The sequence below is a fragment of the Kitasatospora sp. NPDC091335 genome (assembly GCF_044757205.1).
Classification (GTDB): domain Bacteria; phylum Actinomycetota; class Actinomycetes; order Streptomycetales; family Streptomycetaceae; genus Kitasatospora.
The window spans coordinates 84145-98278 of sequence record NZ_JBIVUM010000004.1; the positions used below are offsets into that span (position 1 = coordinate 84145).

The following is a 14134-nucleotide window of genomic DNA, read 5'->3' on the forward strand; positions in this document are numbered from 1 at the left end:
AGACCGCCGAGGCCTCCGGTCCGGCGCCGGTCGCCGCCGCCCCGGCCGCGGCTACGGCTACGGCTGCCGGCGTCCGCCGGTCCGGCCACCGCCGCCGCCCCGGGGGCCCAGGCCACCGCCCCGGCCGGTGGCACCCTGGACGGCCAGCACCACCAGGCCGACCGCCAGCCAGACCAGCCCGACGATCTGCGCGGTGGCCGAGGCCTCGTACACCACCGCCCCGATCACCGCGATCCCCAGTACCGGCACGACCAGGTGCCGCAGCCACCGCCGCGAGCCGTGCCGCACCGTGTACCAGCCGATCACCGAGGCGTGCAGCAGCGCGAAGGCGGTCAGCGCGCCCACGTTCACCACCGAGGTGAGCTGGTCCAGACCGTCGTCCCGGTTCGCCGCCCAGACCGCCGCCGCCATGGTGATCACCGCGGCCGCCAGCAGCGCCCGGCGCGGCACCGCGCTGGCCGGATCGACCGAGCCGAGGACGCGCGGCAGCCGTCCGTCCCGGCCCATCGCGTAGACCAGCCGCCCGGCCGCGGCCTGCCCGGCCAGCGCCGCGAAGGCCGCGCCGACCGCCTTGCCGGCCGCCACCAGCACGTGCAGCCAGTGCCCGACGCCGCTCTCCACGGTGTCGTAGAAGGCCGAGCCCTGCGCCACCGGGTCGGCGGCCAGCTGCTCCGGGCCGGTCGGCTCCAGCAGCGCCGCCAGGTAGGTCTGGGCGACGAACAGCACCCCGGCCAGCGCCAGGCACCAGAGCACCGCCCTGGCCACCGCCGCCGAGGCGCCGACCGCCTCCTCCACGAAGGTGGCGATCGCGTCGAAGCCCAGGTACGAGAGCACCGCGACGGACACCGCGGAGATCACCGCGGTCAGCGAGAAGTCCCCGACGGCGGTGAACGGGGTGTCCCAGCCGCGCTGGGCCCCGCCCTGGGCCAGCGCCACCACGGCCGCCGCCACGAACACCGCCAGCACCAGGATCTCCATCGCGAGCACCGCGAAGCCGACCGCCGCCGCCGTCCGCACCCCGACCAGGTTGAGCGCGGTGGTCACCACCACCGCGAGCGCCGTCCACACCCAGCGCGAGACGTCCGGGACCAGGGAGTTCAGCGCGATCCCGGAGAACAGGTAGGCCACCGCGGGGATCAGCAGGTAGTCGAGCATCGCCATCCAGCCGGCGATGAAACCGGGCCCCTCGCCCAGCCCGGCCCGCGCGTAGGCGAACACCGACCCGGTCTGCGGCACCGCGCGGACCATCTGGGCGTACGAGAAGGCGGTGAAGCCCATCGCCACCGTCGCGGCCAGGTACACCGTGGCGACGGCGCCGTGGCTCTTGGCGTCCAGCACGCCGAACACGCCGACCGGGGCCATCGGGGCGATGAACAGCAGTCCGTAGACCATCAGATCGCGGACGCCCAGGCTGCGGCGCAGGCCGCTCGGCGTCACCTGCTCGCTCACAGAGCTCATAGACACCATATTTTGAGCGCTGTTGACCGGGTCTGCACGGAATTCGCCCACCATCGGCGCGGCTCCCCGCCAGGGGCGGCGCGACTCGTGGCCGCCCGTACGATGGAGCCATGTCCAAGACCGCGCAGCGCCGTGTCCTGCTCGCCGCCCCCCGGGGCTACTGCGCGGGAGTCGACCGCGCCGTGATCGCCGTGGAGAAGGCCCTGGAGCAGTACGGGGCCCCCGTCTACGTCCGCAAGCAGATCGTCCACAACAAGTACGTGGTGCAGACCCTGGAGAAGAAGGGCGCGATCTTCGTCGACGAGACGGAGGAGGTGCCCGAGGGCTCGATCGTCGTCTTCTCCGCGCACGGCGTCGCCCCGTCCGTCCACGACGAGGCGCGGGCCGGCAAGCTCGCCACCGTCGACGCCACCTGCCCGCTGGTCACCAAGGTGCACAAGGAGGCCGTGCGCTTCGCCGACGAGGGCTTCGACATCCTGCTGGTGGGCCACGAGGGCCACGAGGAGGTCGTCGGCACCATGGGCGAGGCGCCGGACCGGATCCACCTGGTGGACGGTGCCGAGGACGTCGCGAACGTGCAGGTCAGGGACGAGTCCAAGGTCGTCTGGCTGTCCCAGACCACGCTGTCCGTGGACGAGACCATGGCCACCGTCGGCGAGCTGAAGAAGCGCTTCCCCGGGCTGGTCAGCCCGCCCAGCGACGACATCTGCTACGCCACCCAGAACCGCCAGGTCGCGGTCAAGCAGCTGGCCCCCGAGACCGACCTGCTGATCGTGGTCGGCTCCAGGAACTCCTCCAACTCCGTCCGCCTGGTCGAGGTCGGCCTGGAGTACGGCGCCAAGGCCGCCCACCTGGTGGACTTCGCCGAGGAGATCAGCGAGGAGTGGCTGGAGGGCGTCACCACGGTCGGCCTGACCAGCGGCGCCTCGGTGCCGGAGATCCTGGTCGACGGCGTGCTGGAGTTCCTGGCCGCGCGCGGCTACGACACGGTCGAGACGGTCAAGACCGCCGAGGAGCACCTGATCTTCTCGCTGCCCAAGGAGCTGCGCCGCGACCTGCGCGCCGAGGCGGCGGGCAAGCTCTGATCCTCCGGAGGGCCCGGTACCCCCGTGCGGGGTACCGGGCCCTCTGCTGTGCGTCGGCGGGCGCCCTCTCGTAACTTTGTGCACAGGCTGTGGACAATTCACGGGCCGTGGACCAGCGGGTCCGCGGCCGACGGCGGAGGGTGGACGTGATGACGGCGGTATTCGGCGTGGACATCGGCGGCTCGGGGATCAAGGGCGCGCCGGTCGACCTCGCCAGGGGCACGCTCGCCGAGGAGCGCCACAAGGTGCTCACCCCGCAGCCGTCCGCCCCCGAGGCCGTGGTCGCCGCCGTGTGCGAGGTGGTCCGCCACTTCGACCACCAGGGCCCGGTCGGGCTGACCTTTCCCGGGGTGGTGGTCGACGGCCGCACCAGGACGGCGGCCAACGTGGACAAGGGCTGGATCGGCCTGGACGCCGCGGGCCTCTTCCGGGAGGCGCTGGGGATGCCCGCGACCGTCCTGAACGACGCGGACGCGGCCGGGCTGGCCGAGCTGACGCACGGCGCCGGGCGGGGCGAGTCGGGCGTGGTGCTGGTGCTCACCTTCGGCACCGGCATCGGCAGCGCCCTGTTCGTGGACGGCGTGCTGGTGCCCAACACCGAGCTGGGCCACCTGGAGCTGCGCGGCAAGGACGCCGAGCGCCGGGCCTCCTCGGCCGCCAAGGAGCGGCACGGGCTGAACTGGGAGCAGTGGGCCGAGCGGGTCGACGAGTACCTGGACCTGGTGGAGATGCTGTTCTCGCCGCGGCTGATCGTGATCGGCGGCGGGGTGAGCCGCAAGCACGAGAAGTTCCTGCCGCGGCTGAAGGAGCGCGCGGCGCGGGTGGTGCCGGCGGAGCTGCGCAACGACGCGGGCATCGTCGGGGCCGCCATGGCGGCGGCCAGGGCGGGGGGCTGAGGGCCGGCCCCGGCTGGGGCGGTTCCGGCGGGGACGGGCCTCAGCGGGAGCGGTGGATCCGGCGCTGGGCGACGAACCGGGCGAGCACGATCAGCGTGGCCAGCCCGGTGCCGGAGAACAGCCAGTCCGCCCGCAGCGCCAGCCCGGTCGCGAGCGAGACCACCTGGGCGGTGACGCCGGGGGAGTTCACCGGTTCGAGCAGCAGCAGGGCGAGGGCGAAGGCGATCGGCCCGCTGATCGGCGCGGCCAGCAGGTCGGCGTAGCGCACCCGGACGGCCAGCTGGAAGCAGACCACCAGGTAGCCGAGGCCGAACAGCCAGCCCAGGCCGTCGAACAGCAGCAGGTCCAGGCCGGCCACCGCGAGCGTCGCCAGGACGGCGGCCACGCCGGTGCCGACGGCCGTCAGCCGGGTCGGCCGGCCGGTGCGCCGCCGCCCGTCCGGCTGCTCGTCGCCGCGCCCGCGCAGCGGCAGGCGCAGGCGCAGCCGGGGGCCGGGCGGGCGGCCGGCGGAGGGGCCGGCCACCGGGCGCAGCCGGGAGGCGGGGGAGGACTCGGCGGGGGCTCCGGCGGTCCCGGGAGCCCGGCCTGGGCCTGGGACGGCGGCTGCGGCCGCGCGGGTCGACGGACGGCGTCTTGGCCCTGGCGGCTGGGTACGGATGCTCTGCTCCACCCGCCCAACGTACGGTCCGATCATCGCCACACTGTGTAATGGACCGTTCAGGTCCTGCCCCGTGTCTCCGGGCGGAGTAGTGATGTGATCGTCACTCAGGCGGGCCGGCCGGCCCGGCCGGGGCGGCGCACCATGATCAACGGGCCCGTGCCGGGCCGCGGCGACCGAGGAGTGAGGCGGGGCGGGGGCTGCCCGTAGACTTGGGGGTCGGCCCGTACGGTGCCGACCCAACTCCTCCAAGCCCACGGGACTGCGCTTCATGTCGCTCACGATCGGAATCGTCGGCCTGCCGAACGTCGGCAAGTCGACCCTGTTCAACGCCCTGACCAAGAACGACGTGCTGGCGGCCAACTACCCGTTCGCCACCATCGAGCCGAACGTCGGCGTGGTCGGTGTCCCGGACGAGCGGCTGGCCAAGCTCGCCGAGATCTTCGGCTCCCAGCGCATCCTCCCGGCGACGGTCGACTTCGTCGACATCGCCGGCATCGTGCGCGGCGCCAGCGAGGGCGAGGGGCTGGGCAACAAGTTCCTCGCCAACATCCGCGAGTCGGACGCGATCTGCCAGGTCGTGCGCGCCTTCACCGACCCGGACGTGGTGCACGTGGACGGCAAGGTGTCGCCCAAGGACGACATCGAGACCATCCACACCGAGCTGATCCTGGCCGACCTCCAGACCGTCGAGAAGGTCCTGCCGCGGCTCCAGAAGGAGGCGCGCCTCAAGAAGGACACCGCCCCCGTGCTGGCCGCCGCCGAGGCCGCGCAGGCGATCCTGGAGACCGGCAAGACCCTCTTCGAGGCCGGCTTCGACACCGCCCCGATCCGCGACCTCCACCTGCTGACCGCCAAGCCCTTCATCTACGTCTTCAACGTGGACGAGGACGAGCTGGCCGACGAGGACTTCAAGAACGCCCAGCGCGAGCTGGTGGCCCCGGCCGAGGCGATCTTCCTGAGCGCCAAGATCGAGTCCGAGCTGATCGAGCTGGACGACGCCGAGGCCCTGGAGCTCCTCCAGTCGATGGGCCAGGAGGAGCCTGGCCTGGCCACCCTCGCCCGGGTCGGCTTCGACACCCTCGGCCTCCAGACCTACCTGACGGCCGGCCCCAAGGAGACCCGCGCCTGGACGATCAGGAAGGGCGCCACCGCCCCCGAGGCCGCCGGAGTCATCCACACCGACTTCCAGAAGGGCTTCATCAAGGCCGAGGTGATCTCCTTCGCCGACCTGGTCGAGACCGGCTCCATCGCCGAGGCCCGCTCCAAGGGCAAGGCCCGGATCGAGGGCAAGGAATACGTCATGCAGGACGGCGACGTGGTCGAGTTCCGCTTCAACGTGTGAGCGGGTGAGGTGACACCACGTCGCTGACGCGGTGGACCTGCGGGCCGGAAGGGGGCGGACGCTGTCGAGTCCGCCCCCTTCGTCGTCACCGCGCCGGATGGGTGCCGGATTCTCCGACGGTGTGGCAGTGGGATCAGGTCTCGTGGACGGTGGACCGGTGGCCCACGTGAACGACCCAGACCACCAGTTCCCCGTTGTCGATCGTGTAGACGACCCGGTAGTCGCCGACGCGCAGGCGGCGTCGCTCGGGCTGGGAGACGAGTGCGGTGGTGTTGAAGCCGAGGGGGTCGGTCTCCAGCTCGGTCAGCTTGGCCAGGATGCGCAGCGCCATGTCGCGAGGGATCTTCCGAAGCTCGGCCTGCGCCTCAGGGCGGAAGACGGTTCGGTAGTCACTCACTGCGCGCCAGCGTCTCCCTCATGATGTCCTCGATCGGGATGCCGGGGGCCGGGCTGGCCATGCGCTCGTCGATGATCCGGTTGATCTCACGCTCTTCCCATTCCTGGTACTTGCGCAGGATCTCGATGGAGACGACGGCGGCGACCTCCTTGCCTCGCCGGGTGATCACCGTGGGCACGTCGTCGCGGTCCGCGCGCTCCACCACCTCCGCCAGGTGTGCGCGCACGGCACGGACGGACTCTATGGGCAGTGGCTGCGTCATGCATCAAAGAGTACCAAGTGTCCCATGTGTACACAATGAGTTTCATCGTGGTGGCAGGACGCCTCGCCCCGAACGTCCCGGTGTGTCGGATGAACCCCGACGGTGCCGCATCGGTCCTGGACGTGATCACTCAAGGGGATCGTCTGTGCAGGCCAGAGCCCTGTGCTGAACATTCCGCTTCGGCATGGGGCGGACGGCCTGCCGCCGCCTCGGCGGTCGGCCGGGGGCGGGGGTGCCCACCGGGCGGGGCCGGGTGGTGGGGAAGGGAAGGGGAACAGGGCGGGAAGACCGCAGGCCACAGTGGCGTGTATGTGTGCACACTCCCAGAGGGGTTCGCGATCCAGACTGCTCCTGGTGATGCCGAGCCACCAACTCGTACGACGAGGGGCCGAGTTGGGGTTCCGTATCTGGTCGATATGGGACCCGGTCCAGCTGGAGGACGACTTCGCGCGGCGGATCGAGGAGGGCTCAGAAGAGCTGCTGCTCACCGACTTCACCGACGAGGACCGGCTGCGCGAGACCATCACGCGGATCACGCGCCGCCACGGGATCGACGCGCTGCTGCACTGCGGCCACGGCGACTCCGTCCTGCCGGTGGCCGAGGAGGCGTGGCGGCTCGGGCTCTCCCCCAACCCGCCGGAGGCGTACAAGCGGCTCCAGGCCTGCGAACGGGCCCCCGCGCAGGCTCCCCGGCTGAGCGTCGAGACGCTCACCGTGGACGGCTACCACCACGTCGTCGGCGTGACCGCCCAACGCACCACGGGGCGCCCGCACTTCCTGGTGACGGGCTACCTCCACCCGGCGCCGCTGACCGACGACGAGCGCAAGGTCATCGAGGCGGCGGCGGTGGACTGGCTGGAGGCGAGCGGGTACCGCTTCGGCCCGGCCCACACCCAGGTGGCGCTGCTGCCCGACGGGCCGCGGATCGTGTCCTGCCGGGCGCACCTGGCCGCCGACCGGATCCCGCTGCTCGTGGAGATCGCGCGCGGCTTCGACTTCGAGGCGGCGGTCTTCGCGGCCCTCCTGGGCGGACCCCCGGTCGTGCCGAGCGCCTCGCAGTGCGCGGAGATCGGGTTCTTCCTGCTGCCCGGGGGCAGGCTGGAGACGTACACCGGTACGGAGGACATCGCCGTGACGCCGTGGGTTCGCGGAGCCCGCTTCCCGTACGCCGTCGGCGACTTGATCCCCCCCGTCGGCGACCCGCGCGCCCGGCGCGGCTATGTCGTCGTGGAGGGCGATAGCCCGGAACTCACCCAGGAGCGGGTCTCCAATGCGCGGGAGGACCTCATCGCCGATATCCGGCCAACCGAATAGCGCGCCGGGCGGCCTCGACCCCTCCCGGAGCTGCGGGGAAGCACGGAAATGGATCGCCGGAGTCGAACATGGCAGGTGCATGTACTCCATGAGGTGACCTATTCTCACGAGGACGTGCGTCCCATCTACGGGGGAGGATCGGGTGCAGGCCGGGACATCGGATGACATGGGAGGCGCCACCGGTCCCAAACCGGAATTCGCGGTCCTCGGCTCACTGGAAGTCCGCAGCGGATCGGAACCGGTTCCGATCAACGGGCCCCTGCAACGGCGCGTCCTCGCCGTACTGCTCCTGGAGGCGGGGCGGGTCGTGCCCATCTCCCGCCTGGTGACGGCCGCCTGGAACGAGAAGCCGCCGGACAGCGCCGAGCACCAGGTGCGCAAGACGGTCGCCAAGCTGCGCCGCCTCATCCCGTACGGACCGGACACCATCGTCACCGACGGGCCCGGCTACCGCGCGGTCGTCGACACCGGACAGCTCGACCTGCTGCGCTACCAGCGGCTGTTGCGGCAGGCCAGGGAGTCCTCGGACGCGGGGGAGGCGGACCGGGCCGCGGCGCGGCTGCGCGAGGCACTGGCCCTCTGGCGGGGGCCGGTGCTGGCCGGATCCGGCGGACGCGTCGTCGACGCCGCCTCGACGGCCCTGGAGGAACAGCGGCTCACCGCCGCCGAGCAGCTCTACGACCTGTGCATGGAGGCGGGCGAGGCCTCCGAGATCACGGGCGAGCTGCGCACCCTGGTGGACGAGCACCCGCTGCGCGAGACCCTGCGCAGCCGGCTGATGCTCGCCCTCTACCACTCCGGCCAGCAGGCCGCCGCGCTGAGCGAGTTCGCCCGCGCCAGGGACCACCTCGCCGACGAACTGGGCATCGACCCCGGCGTCGAGCTGACCGATCTGCACGAGCGCATCCTGCGCCAGGACCCGGTGCTCTCCCGCCGGGAGCGCTCCGCGTCCAGGGCCAGGCACTCGGCCACCGAGGCTCCGCACGTGCTGCCGTTCGACGTGCCGGACTTCTCGGGACGGACCTCCGAGCTGAAGTGGATCCGGGACGCGGCCGGGCACGCCCCCGAGGGCTCGCCGACGGTCCTGGCCATCGACGGCATGGGCGGCGGCGGCAAGACGGCGCTGGCCATCCACGCGGCCCACCAACTGGCCGAGCAGTACCCGTGCGGCCGGCTCTTCGTCGACCTGCACGGCTTCACCCCGGGCCAGACGCCGCTCAGCGCGTTCCACGCCCAGGGGGACCTGCTGGCCGCCGTCGGCATCCCCAGCAGCGAGATACCCGTGGTGCCGGCCGGGCGCGCCGCGCTGTGGCAGTCCTACATGCACGGCCGCCGGATGCTCCTGGTCCTGGACAACGCCGCCGCCTCCGACCAGGTGCGGGCGCTGATCCCGGCCTCCTCCGACAGCCTGGTCCTGATCACCAGCCGCCCCCGGCTGACCGGGCTGGACGGGGCCGAGTGGCTCACCGTGGGCGCCCTTCCCGAGCCGGACAGCCACCAGCTGCTGCGCACCACCCTCGGCGCCGAGCGGGTGGAGCGGGAGCCGGAGGCGGCCCGCGAGCTGGTGCGGCTGTGCGGGGGGCTTCCGCTGGCGGTCAGGATCGCCGCCGCCCGGCTGGCGAACCGCCCGCGCTGGACCGTCCAGCGGCTCGTCGACCGGCTGCGGGACCACGAGCGGCGCCTGGACGAACTCGCCAGCGAGGGCCGGGGGGTCGCGGGCGCGCTGCTGCTGTCGTACCAGTCCATGCCCCAGGAGCAGCGGACGGCCTTCCGGCTCCTGGGACACCACCCCGGGCGCTACCTGGACGCCGACGAGGCCGCCGCGCTGCTGGACACCGACCCGATGACGGCCGAGAACGTGCTGGAAGAGCTGGTGGACGTACGGCTGCTGGAGGCCAGGGAGCCGGGGGCGTACGCCCTGCACGACCTGGTGCGCAGCTTCGTGCACCGGGTGGCGCAGAGCCAGAAGGCGCCGGAGGACGCCCAGGCGGTGCGGCGGCTGCTGGACCATTACCTGCACCGGGCGGAGAACGCGTGCGACGTGCTCTTCCCCGGGCGGCGCCGCTTCGGGGACACCGGCGAGGACGCCGGGGGCCACCGGTACGCCGACAAGGAGGCGGCGCTCCAGTGGCTCGACCAGCACCGCGACAGCCTGCTGCTGGCCGTCGACGCCGCGTACGACAGGGGGCTGTTCTGGCACGCCGCGCGGCTGCCGCGCGAGCTGGGCTTCCATTCGAGCATCCGCGGCTACGACGCCCAGGCGAACGCGGCGCTGGAGAAGGGGGTGAGCGCCTCGCGGAAGCTCGGGGACCGGCCGCTGACCCGGCTGAACCTCATGAACCTGGCCATGGGCAAGTGGCGGCTGGGCCAGCTGCGGGAGGCCGTGGCCCGGCTGGAGGAGGCGGTGGACCTGTCCCAGCTGATGGCGGACGCGCACAGCGAGGCGGAGTGCAAGGCGCGGCTGGGGCAGGCGTACAACAGCCTGGGGGAGCTGGACCGGGCGCTCCGGCTGAGCGAGGAGGCCAACCTCGCCGCCCAGGAACTCGGCTTCACCCGGCTCGACGGTTCGTCGCTGAGCACCCTGAGCCTCATCCAGGTGCGGCTCGGGCGGTTCGAGGAGGCGGCGGACTCGGCGGAGCGGGCGGTGGCCATCTTCGACTCGATCCAGGAGATCCAGCTCTCCGTGGACGCGCTGAGCAACCTCTCGCAGGCGATCGAGGGCCTGGGCCGCTACGACGAGGCGCTCGCCCGGGCCGACGCGGCGCTGGAGCGGTGCCGGCGGATGAGCATGCCCTCCGTGCTGCCGCTGGTCCTCGCCCGCAGGACGGACGTGCTGGTGTGCATGGGCCTGCTGGAGGAGGCGGCGAGCAGTGCCACCCACGCGCTCGCCGAGGCCACCCGCTGCACCGACGACATCCACCGTGCCACCGTCCACCTCTCGGCCGGGCGCGCCCTGTACGCGCACGGCGACCTGAGCGCGGCGCGGGCCCAGCAGCTCCTGGCCTACGAGATCGCCTGCCGCATGGAGCTGCGCCACGACGAGGCGAGCGCGCTGTGGGACCTCGCCAGGACCGCCGACGCCCAGGGGGACCGGCACGCGGCCAGGAAGCACCGGGCGGCGGCGGGCCGCCTCTTCTCGCTGATGGGGGTGCAGGAGACCGCGCGGTGAGGGGCCGCGGGGCGGGCGGCCCGGGGCGGAGGACGGCAGGGGGACGGCGGGGACGGCAGGGTGGGTGCCGCGCGCCGGCGACCGGGCAGCGCGTGCCGTACCGTCCGAAACCGGTACGGCCGGGGAGGCTCCGGCGTTGTGTGGGTATCGGGCGGGTGTCGAGAGGGGAACGGGCCGGGAAGTCAAATCGGGAGCATCAGCGGAGTCGACAAAAGCCTGCCCCACCAAAGGAGCTCACCTCATGCGCGTCATTCCCATCGCCGCCCCGGTCCTCGCCCTCGGTGCCCTGCTGGGGGGTCTCACCGCCGTCTCCGACGTGCCGGAGCCGGCCAAGCACACCGCCGCCGCCGTCGTCCTGGTGCCGAACACGGTCGTCTCCGGGACCGACGGCAACAACGGAAACGGCTGAACCGACGGGCCGCAACCGCGGGTTGCGGCCCCTCGGCCGGGCCGCCAGGAACAGCTGAGAGCCGCCACCGCGTCGCGCGGTGGCCCCGGTCTGCATCCCGTTCACGACGTCGCGGCTTCTGCCCAATCCTTATCGAGGGGGAACACAATGACCATTCGGGTGCTCATCTGTGACCAGTTGCCGGTCATCGCGGACGGTCTCAAGACCCTCCTCGACGCGGTGCCGGACATCGACGTGATCGGCACGACCCACAACGGCATGGAAGCCATCGTCCTGGTGCGTACCACGCGGCCGGACGTCGTGGTCACGGACCTGAACCTCCAGACCATCTCCGGCCTGGAGATGATCCGCCGGCTCGGTCAGGAGGGCGAGGCGCCCAATGTGGTGGTGTTCACCGCCTCCGACACCGACAAGACGGTGAGCGACGTGCTGCACGCCGGCGCGAGCTGCCTGCTCGGCAAGGACGCGAGCCCGCAGGAGCTGATCACCGCGATCCAGGCGGCGGCCGCCGGGCAGACCATGCTCGCGCCGAACATCGCGCAGCGGCTGGTCACCTGGTTCCGCGCGCAGCCGGAGCCCCAGGAGACCGCGTCGTGCCCCGAGGTGACCGAACTGACCCCGCGGGAGCGGGAAGTGACCAGAATGGTGGCGCGGGGCATGTCCACCGAGGAGGTGGCCCGCGAACTGATCATCGGGGAGGCGACGGTCCGTACCCACCTCTACCGGGTGCGCACCAAGCTCGGGGTCAGGGACCGCGCCGAACTCGTCTCGCTGGCCTACCGGACCGGACTCATCCACTCCGCGGGACAGCCCCTCGGCGACGGGAGGCTGGTGTCGCCGAGGGGCCTGCGCGCGAGCTGAGCCCCAGGGGCCCGCACGCGAGCCGAGCCCCTGGGGCTTGTCTCCGGGCCCTACGGCCGGGTCGTCGCCGCGACGGGAAGTCCCGTACCGGCGGCGCTCCGGGCCGCCCGGACGCGCTCGGCACCGACCGTCCGCCACAGCGCGGCGGGATCGCCGTACCGGGCGGACTCGGCCGCGGCCAGCCGGAAGTACCGGTGCAGGCCCAGTTCCGGGGTCATCGCGCGCACCCCGCAGCTCTGCATGCCCAGCCGCACCACGTCGCGGGCGGTCTCGGCGGCCGTCGCCAGCGCCACCAGGGGCGCGGTGCCGACGGCGTCCGGCTCGGAGTCGGCCAGCCAGGCCCCCCGGTAGACCGCCGCCCCGGTCGCGCGCAACGCCACCACGGCCCGCGCCAGCGGGAACGCGACCGCGGGCAGGTCACGCAGCCTGGTGCCGAACTGCCGCCGGAAACCGGAGTACTCCACCGCGATCCGGTGCGCGCCGTCGGCGATGCCCAGCAGGTAGCCCGCCTGCCGCAGCCGGGCCCTGGCGAGCGGACCGGTGGGCGAGTCGTCCAGCGGCCCGACCACGTCCGCCGCGGTGACCGGGGTGGCCCCGAAGCGGACGACCGGCGGCCAGCACCCGCCCTCCGCGGTGACACCGGCCGCCTCGCGCGGCACCGCGACGAGCACCGGCCCGTCGCCCGTCCTGGTGGCCACCAGGAACGTCCCGGCGCCCGGGTCGTCGACCGTGACCGCGCCGGTCAGTTCCCAGCCGCCGGCCCGCGGGGTCGCGGTGACCCCGCCGCCGGCGGGCAGCGCCTCCAGGCCGGCCAGTGCCGAGCCGGCCGGGGCGCCCGTGTCGGCCGCCACCGCGTCGGCCCGGTAGGAGTTCCCGCGGGCCGCGCGGCCGAGCTCCTCGCTGACGAGCACCCCGGCCGTCAGGCCGAGGCCGAGGCCGCCGGCGGCGGCCGGCCGTTCGAAGGCGGCCGCGTCCAGGGCGTCGAGCACCGGCCGGGTCGGGCCGCAGGCCCCGTCGGCCACCGGCGCGCCGTGGATCCCGTCCAGGGCGGGGAGGCCGTCCAGGCCGGTGCGCAGCGCCCTGCGCAGCTGGATGAAGAGCGGGTCGGGGGTGAGGTCCATGTCAGTGCTCCTGCTGTCCGATGGAGTCGAACGCGGCGGCCGTGATCTGGAGCATCACCTCGGAGGTGCCCGCCGACAGCGTGAGCCCCGGCGCCTCCCGGAAGGCCGAGTCCAGGGTCTGCGCCGCTCGGGTGCGGTCGGCCCGCTGCTCAGGGGTGGGGACGCCGGCGGCCCAGGCCGCGACGCTCTGGGCGAGTTCGCTGCTGTGGTACTTCGCGACGGCGGCCGCGACCTGGTCGACCCGGTCCGCCGCCAGGCCGGTGAGCACCTCCCAGGCGAGGACGTGGTCGGCGGTGAGCGCGCCGTACCAGCGCCCGATCCGTTCGAGGTCCGCGTCGTGCGGGTCGTCCGTCCCGCCGTCGACCAGGGCCTCCAGCGCGGCCTCCAGCCAGTGTTCGGCCTTGAGGTAGTAGTCGAGGCCGGTGCGTTCGATGGCCAGCGCCTGGTTGAGCAGCGGCCACCCCTCGTCGCGCGGCCCGAGGAGGGCGTCGCCCGGCACCGCGACCGCGTCCAGGTCGATCCGGTGGAAGTGCTCGTCGCCGATGCCGGGGATGACCGACACCGCGACGCCGGGAGCGGACATGTCGACCAGGAACAGACTGATCCCCTGGTACTTCCCCGCGCCCGGCGTCGTGCGGGCCGCGCACAGCCCGAGGTCGACGAACCGGGTCTTCAGGCTGAACACCTTGGTGCCCGTGATCCGGTAGCCGTCGCCGTCCGGTTCGGCCACGGCCCGCAGCGCGCCGAGGTCCGACGCCGCGTCCGGCTCGGTGTAGAGCACCGAGGCGAAGCTCTCGCCGCGGGCCAGCGCGGGCAGGTACCGGCGCTTCTGCCCGTCGCTGCCCGCCATCAGCAGGAACTGGCCGACGATCTGGATGGTGTTGACGTGCAGGGTGTCGGGGACGCCCGCGCGCACCAGTTCCTCGGCGACGATCGCCGCGTCGGTGAGCGGCCGGCCCGCTCCGCCGTACTCGGCCGGCCAGTGCACGGCGAGCAGTCCCAGCTCCCCGAGCAGGCGGTAGAGCGGGCGCTGGTCCGGCTCGACGCCGTCGGCGCCGGTGGCCGCCGCCGCGGCGGTGCGCACCTCGGGGGAGCGCAGCGTCCTCCGCACCTCCGCGCGGAACCGCTCTTGGTCCTCGGTGAACCCGTACCGCATCTG

At 73.2% G+C, this 14134-nt stretch carries 13 protein-coding genes; 7 read left to right on the forward strand and 6 right to left on the reverse strand.

Translation table 11 applies throughout. The features are described from left to right. Window positions 1-57: 57 nt before the first annotated feature. A complete protein-coding gene (locus ACIQOW_RS11855) occupies window positions 58-1458 on the reverse strand; it encodes an APC family permease (RefSeq protein WP_401083098.1) in 1401 nt (466 codons plus the stop codon). Window positions 1459-1568: 110 nt separating this feature from the next. On the opposite strand from ACIQOW_RS11855, the gene ACIQOW_RS11860 reads away from it, so the two are divergent. Next, entirely contained in the window at window positions 1569-2543 is a 975-nt protein-coding gene (locus ACIQOW_RS11860) for a 4-hydroxy-3-methylbut-2-enyl diphosphate reductase (RefSeq protein ID WP_401083101.1), read from the forward strand. A gap of 149 nt (window positions 2544-2692) precedes the next feature. Beyond that, the gene (gene ppgK / locus ACIQOW_RS11865; protein ID WP_401083104.1) at window positions 2693-3439 is read left to right on the forward strand and encodes a polyphosphate--glucose phosphotransferase; all 747 of its coding nucleotides are present in this window, start codon (window positions 2693-2695) and stop codon (window positions 3437-3439) included. Between the two features lie 40 nt (window positions 3440-3479). On the opposite strand, the gene ACIQOW_RS11870 is transcribed toward ppgK, so the two are convergent. Continuing rightward, window positions 3480-3962 (reverse strand): DUF6542 domain-containing protein, encoded by a 483-nt coding sequence (locus ACIQOW_RS11870; protein WP_401083106.1) that lies wholly within the window; start codon window positions 3960-3962, stop codon window positions 3480-3482. Between the two features lie 406 nt (window positions 3963-4368). Here ACIQOW_RS11870 and ychF point away from each other — a divergent pair, with 406 nt between their 5' ends. Continuing rightward, window positions 4369-5442: a redox-regulated ATPase YchF gene (gene ychF / locus ACIQOW_RS11875; RefSeq protein WP_401083109.1), complete on the forward strand. Its 1074-nt coding sequence runs from the start codon at window positions 4369-4371 to the stop codon at window positions 5440-5442. Between the two features lie 133 nt (window positions 5443-5575). Here the strand turns inward: ychF and ACIQOW_RS11880 are convergent, their stop codons facing one another. Further along, entirely contained in the window at window positions 5576-5839 is a 264-nt protein-coding gene (locus ACIQOW_RS11880) for a type II toxin-antitoxin system RelE/ParE family toxin (protein WP_401083112.1), read from the reverse strand. Beyond that, window positions 5832-6101 carry a type II toxin-antitoxin system Phd/YefM family antitoxin gene (locus tag ACIQOW_RS11885; protein WP_401083115.1) on the reverse strand — a complete coding sequence of 90 codons (270 nt, stop codon included), beginning with the start codon at window positions 6099-6101 and terminating at the stop codon, window positions 5832-5834. Before ACIQOW_RS11885 ends, ACIQOW_RS11880 begins: the two co-directional genes overlap by 8 nt. 393 nt (window positions 6102-6494) lie before the next feature. Here ACIQOW_RS11885 and ACIQOW_RS11890 point away from each other — a divergent pair, with 393 nt between their 5' ends. The 4 genes from ACIQOW_RS11890 (at window position 6495) to ACIQOW_RS11905 (ending at window position 11854) form a co-directional block, all read left to right on the forward strand. Continuing rightward, window positions 6495-7415, forward strand: coding sequence for a phosphoribosylglycinamide synthetase (locus ACIQOW_RS11890; RefSeq protein ID WP_401083118.1), 921 nt, complete (start codon window positions 6495-6497; stop codon window positions 7413-7415). 307 nt (window positions 7416-7722) lie between these two features. Beyond that, a complete protein-coding gene (locus tag ACIQOW_RS11895; protein WP_401083121.1) occupies window positions 7723-10584 on the forward strand; it encodes a BTAD domain-containing putative transcriptional regulator in 2862 nt (953 codons plus the stop codon). Between the two features lie 241 nt (window positions 10585-10825). Further along, window positions 10826-10993: a hypothetical protein gene (locus ACIQOW_RS11900; RefSeq protein ID WP_188296162.1), complete on the forward strand. Its 168-nt coding sequence runs from the start codon at window positions 10826-10828 to the stop codon at window positions 10991-10993. 147 nt (window positions 10994-11140) lie between these two features. Continuing rightward, window positions 11141-11854 (forward strand): response regulator transcription factor, encoded by a 714-nt coding sequence (locus ACIQOW_RS11905; protein ID WP_188296163.1) that lies wholly within the window; start codon window positions 11141-11143, stop codon window positions 11852-11854. 50 nt (window positions 11855-11904) lie between these two features. Here the strand turns inward: ACIQOW_RS11905 and ACIQOW_RS11910 are convergent, their stop codons facing one another. Beyond that, window positions 11905-12975, reverse strand: a complete 1071-nt coding sequence (locus ACIQOW_RS11910) for an acyl-CoA dehydrogenase family protein (protein WP_401083126.1) — start codon at window positions 12973-12975, stop codon at window positions 11905-11907. A 1-nt stretch (window position 12976) separates the two neighbouring features. Beyond that, window positions 12977-14131 (reverse strand): acyl-CoA dehydrogenase family protein, encoded by a 1155-nt coding sequence (locus ACIQOW_RS11915; protein WP_401083129.1) that lies wholly within the window; start codon window positions 14129-14131, stop codon window positions 12977-12979. Between the last annotated feature and the right edge of the window lie 3 nt (window positions 14132-14134).

Excerpts from the sequence above, each read along its gene's own strand:
- ACIQOW_RS11855 (WP_401083098.1), bottom strand. The coding sequence starts at position 1,458 with ATGAGCTCTGTGAGCGAGCAGGTGACGCCGAGCGGCCTGCGCCGCAGC.
- ACIQOW_RS11860 (WP_401083101.1), top strand. The coding sequence starts at position 1,569 with ATGTCCAAGACCGCGCAGCGCCGTGTCCTGCTCGCCGCCCCCCGGGGC.
- ppgK (WP_401083104.1), top strand. The coding sequence starts at position 2,693 with ATGACGGCGGTATTCGGCGTGGACATCGGCGGCTCGGGGATCAAGGGC.
- ychF (WP_401083109.1), top strand. The coding sequence starts at position 4,369 with ATGTCGCTCACGATCGGAATCGTCGGCCTGCCGAACGTCGGCAAGTCG.
- ACIQOW_RS11885 (WP_401083115.1), bottom strand. The coding sequence starts at position 6,101 with ATGACGCAGCCACTGCCCATAGAGTCCGTCCGTGCCGTGCGCGCACAC.
- ACIQOW_RS11900 (WP_188296162.1), top strand. The coding sequence starts at position 10,826 with ATGCGCGTCATTCCCATCGCCGCCCCGGTCCTCGCCCTCGGTGCCCTG.
- ACIQOW_RS11905 (WP_188296163.1), top strand. The coding sequence starts at position 11,141 with ATGACCATTCGGGTGCTCATCTGTGACCAGTTGCCGGTCATCGCGGAC.
- ACIQOW_RS11910 (WP_401083126.1), bottom strand. The coding sequence starts at position 12,975 with ATGGACCTCACCCCCGACCCGCTCTTCATCCAGCTGCGCAGGGCGCTG.
- ACIQOW_RS11915 (WP_401083129.1), bottom strand. The coding sequence starts at position 14,131 with ATGCGGTACGGGTTCACCGAGGACCAAGAGCGGTTCCGCGCGGAGGTG.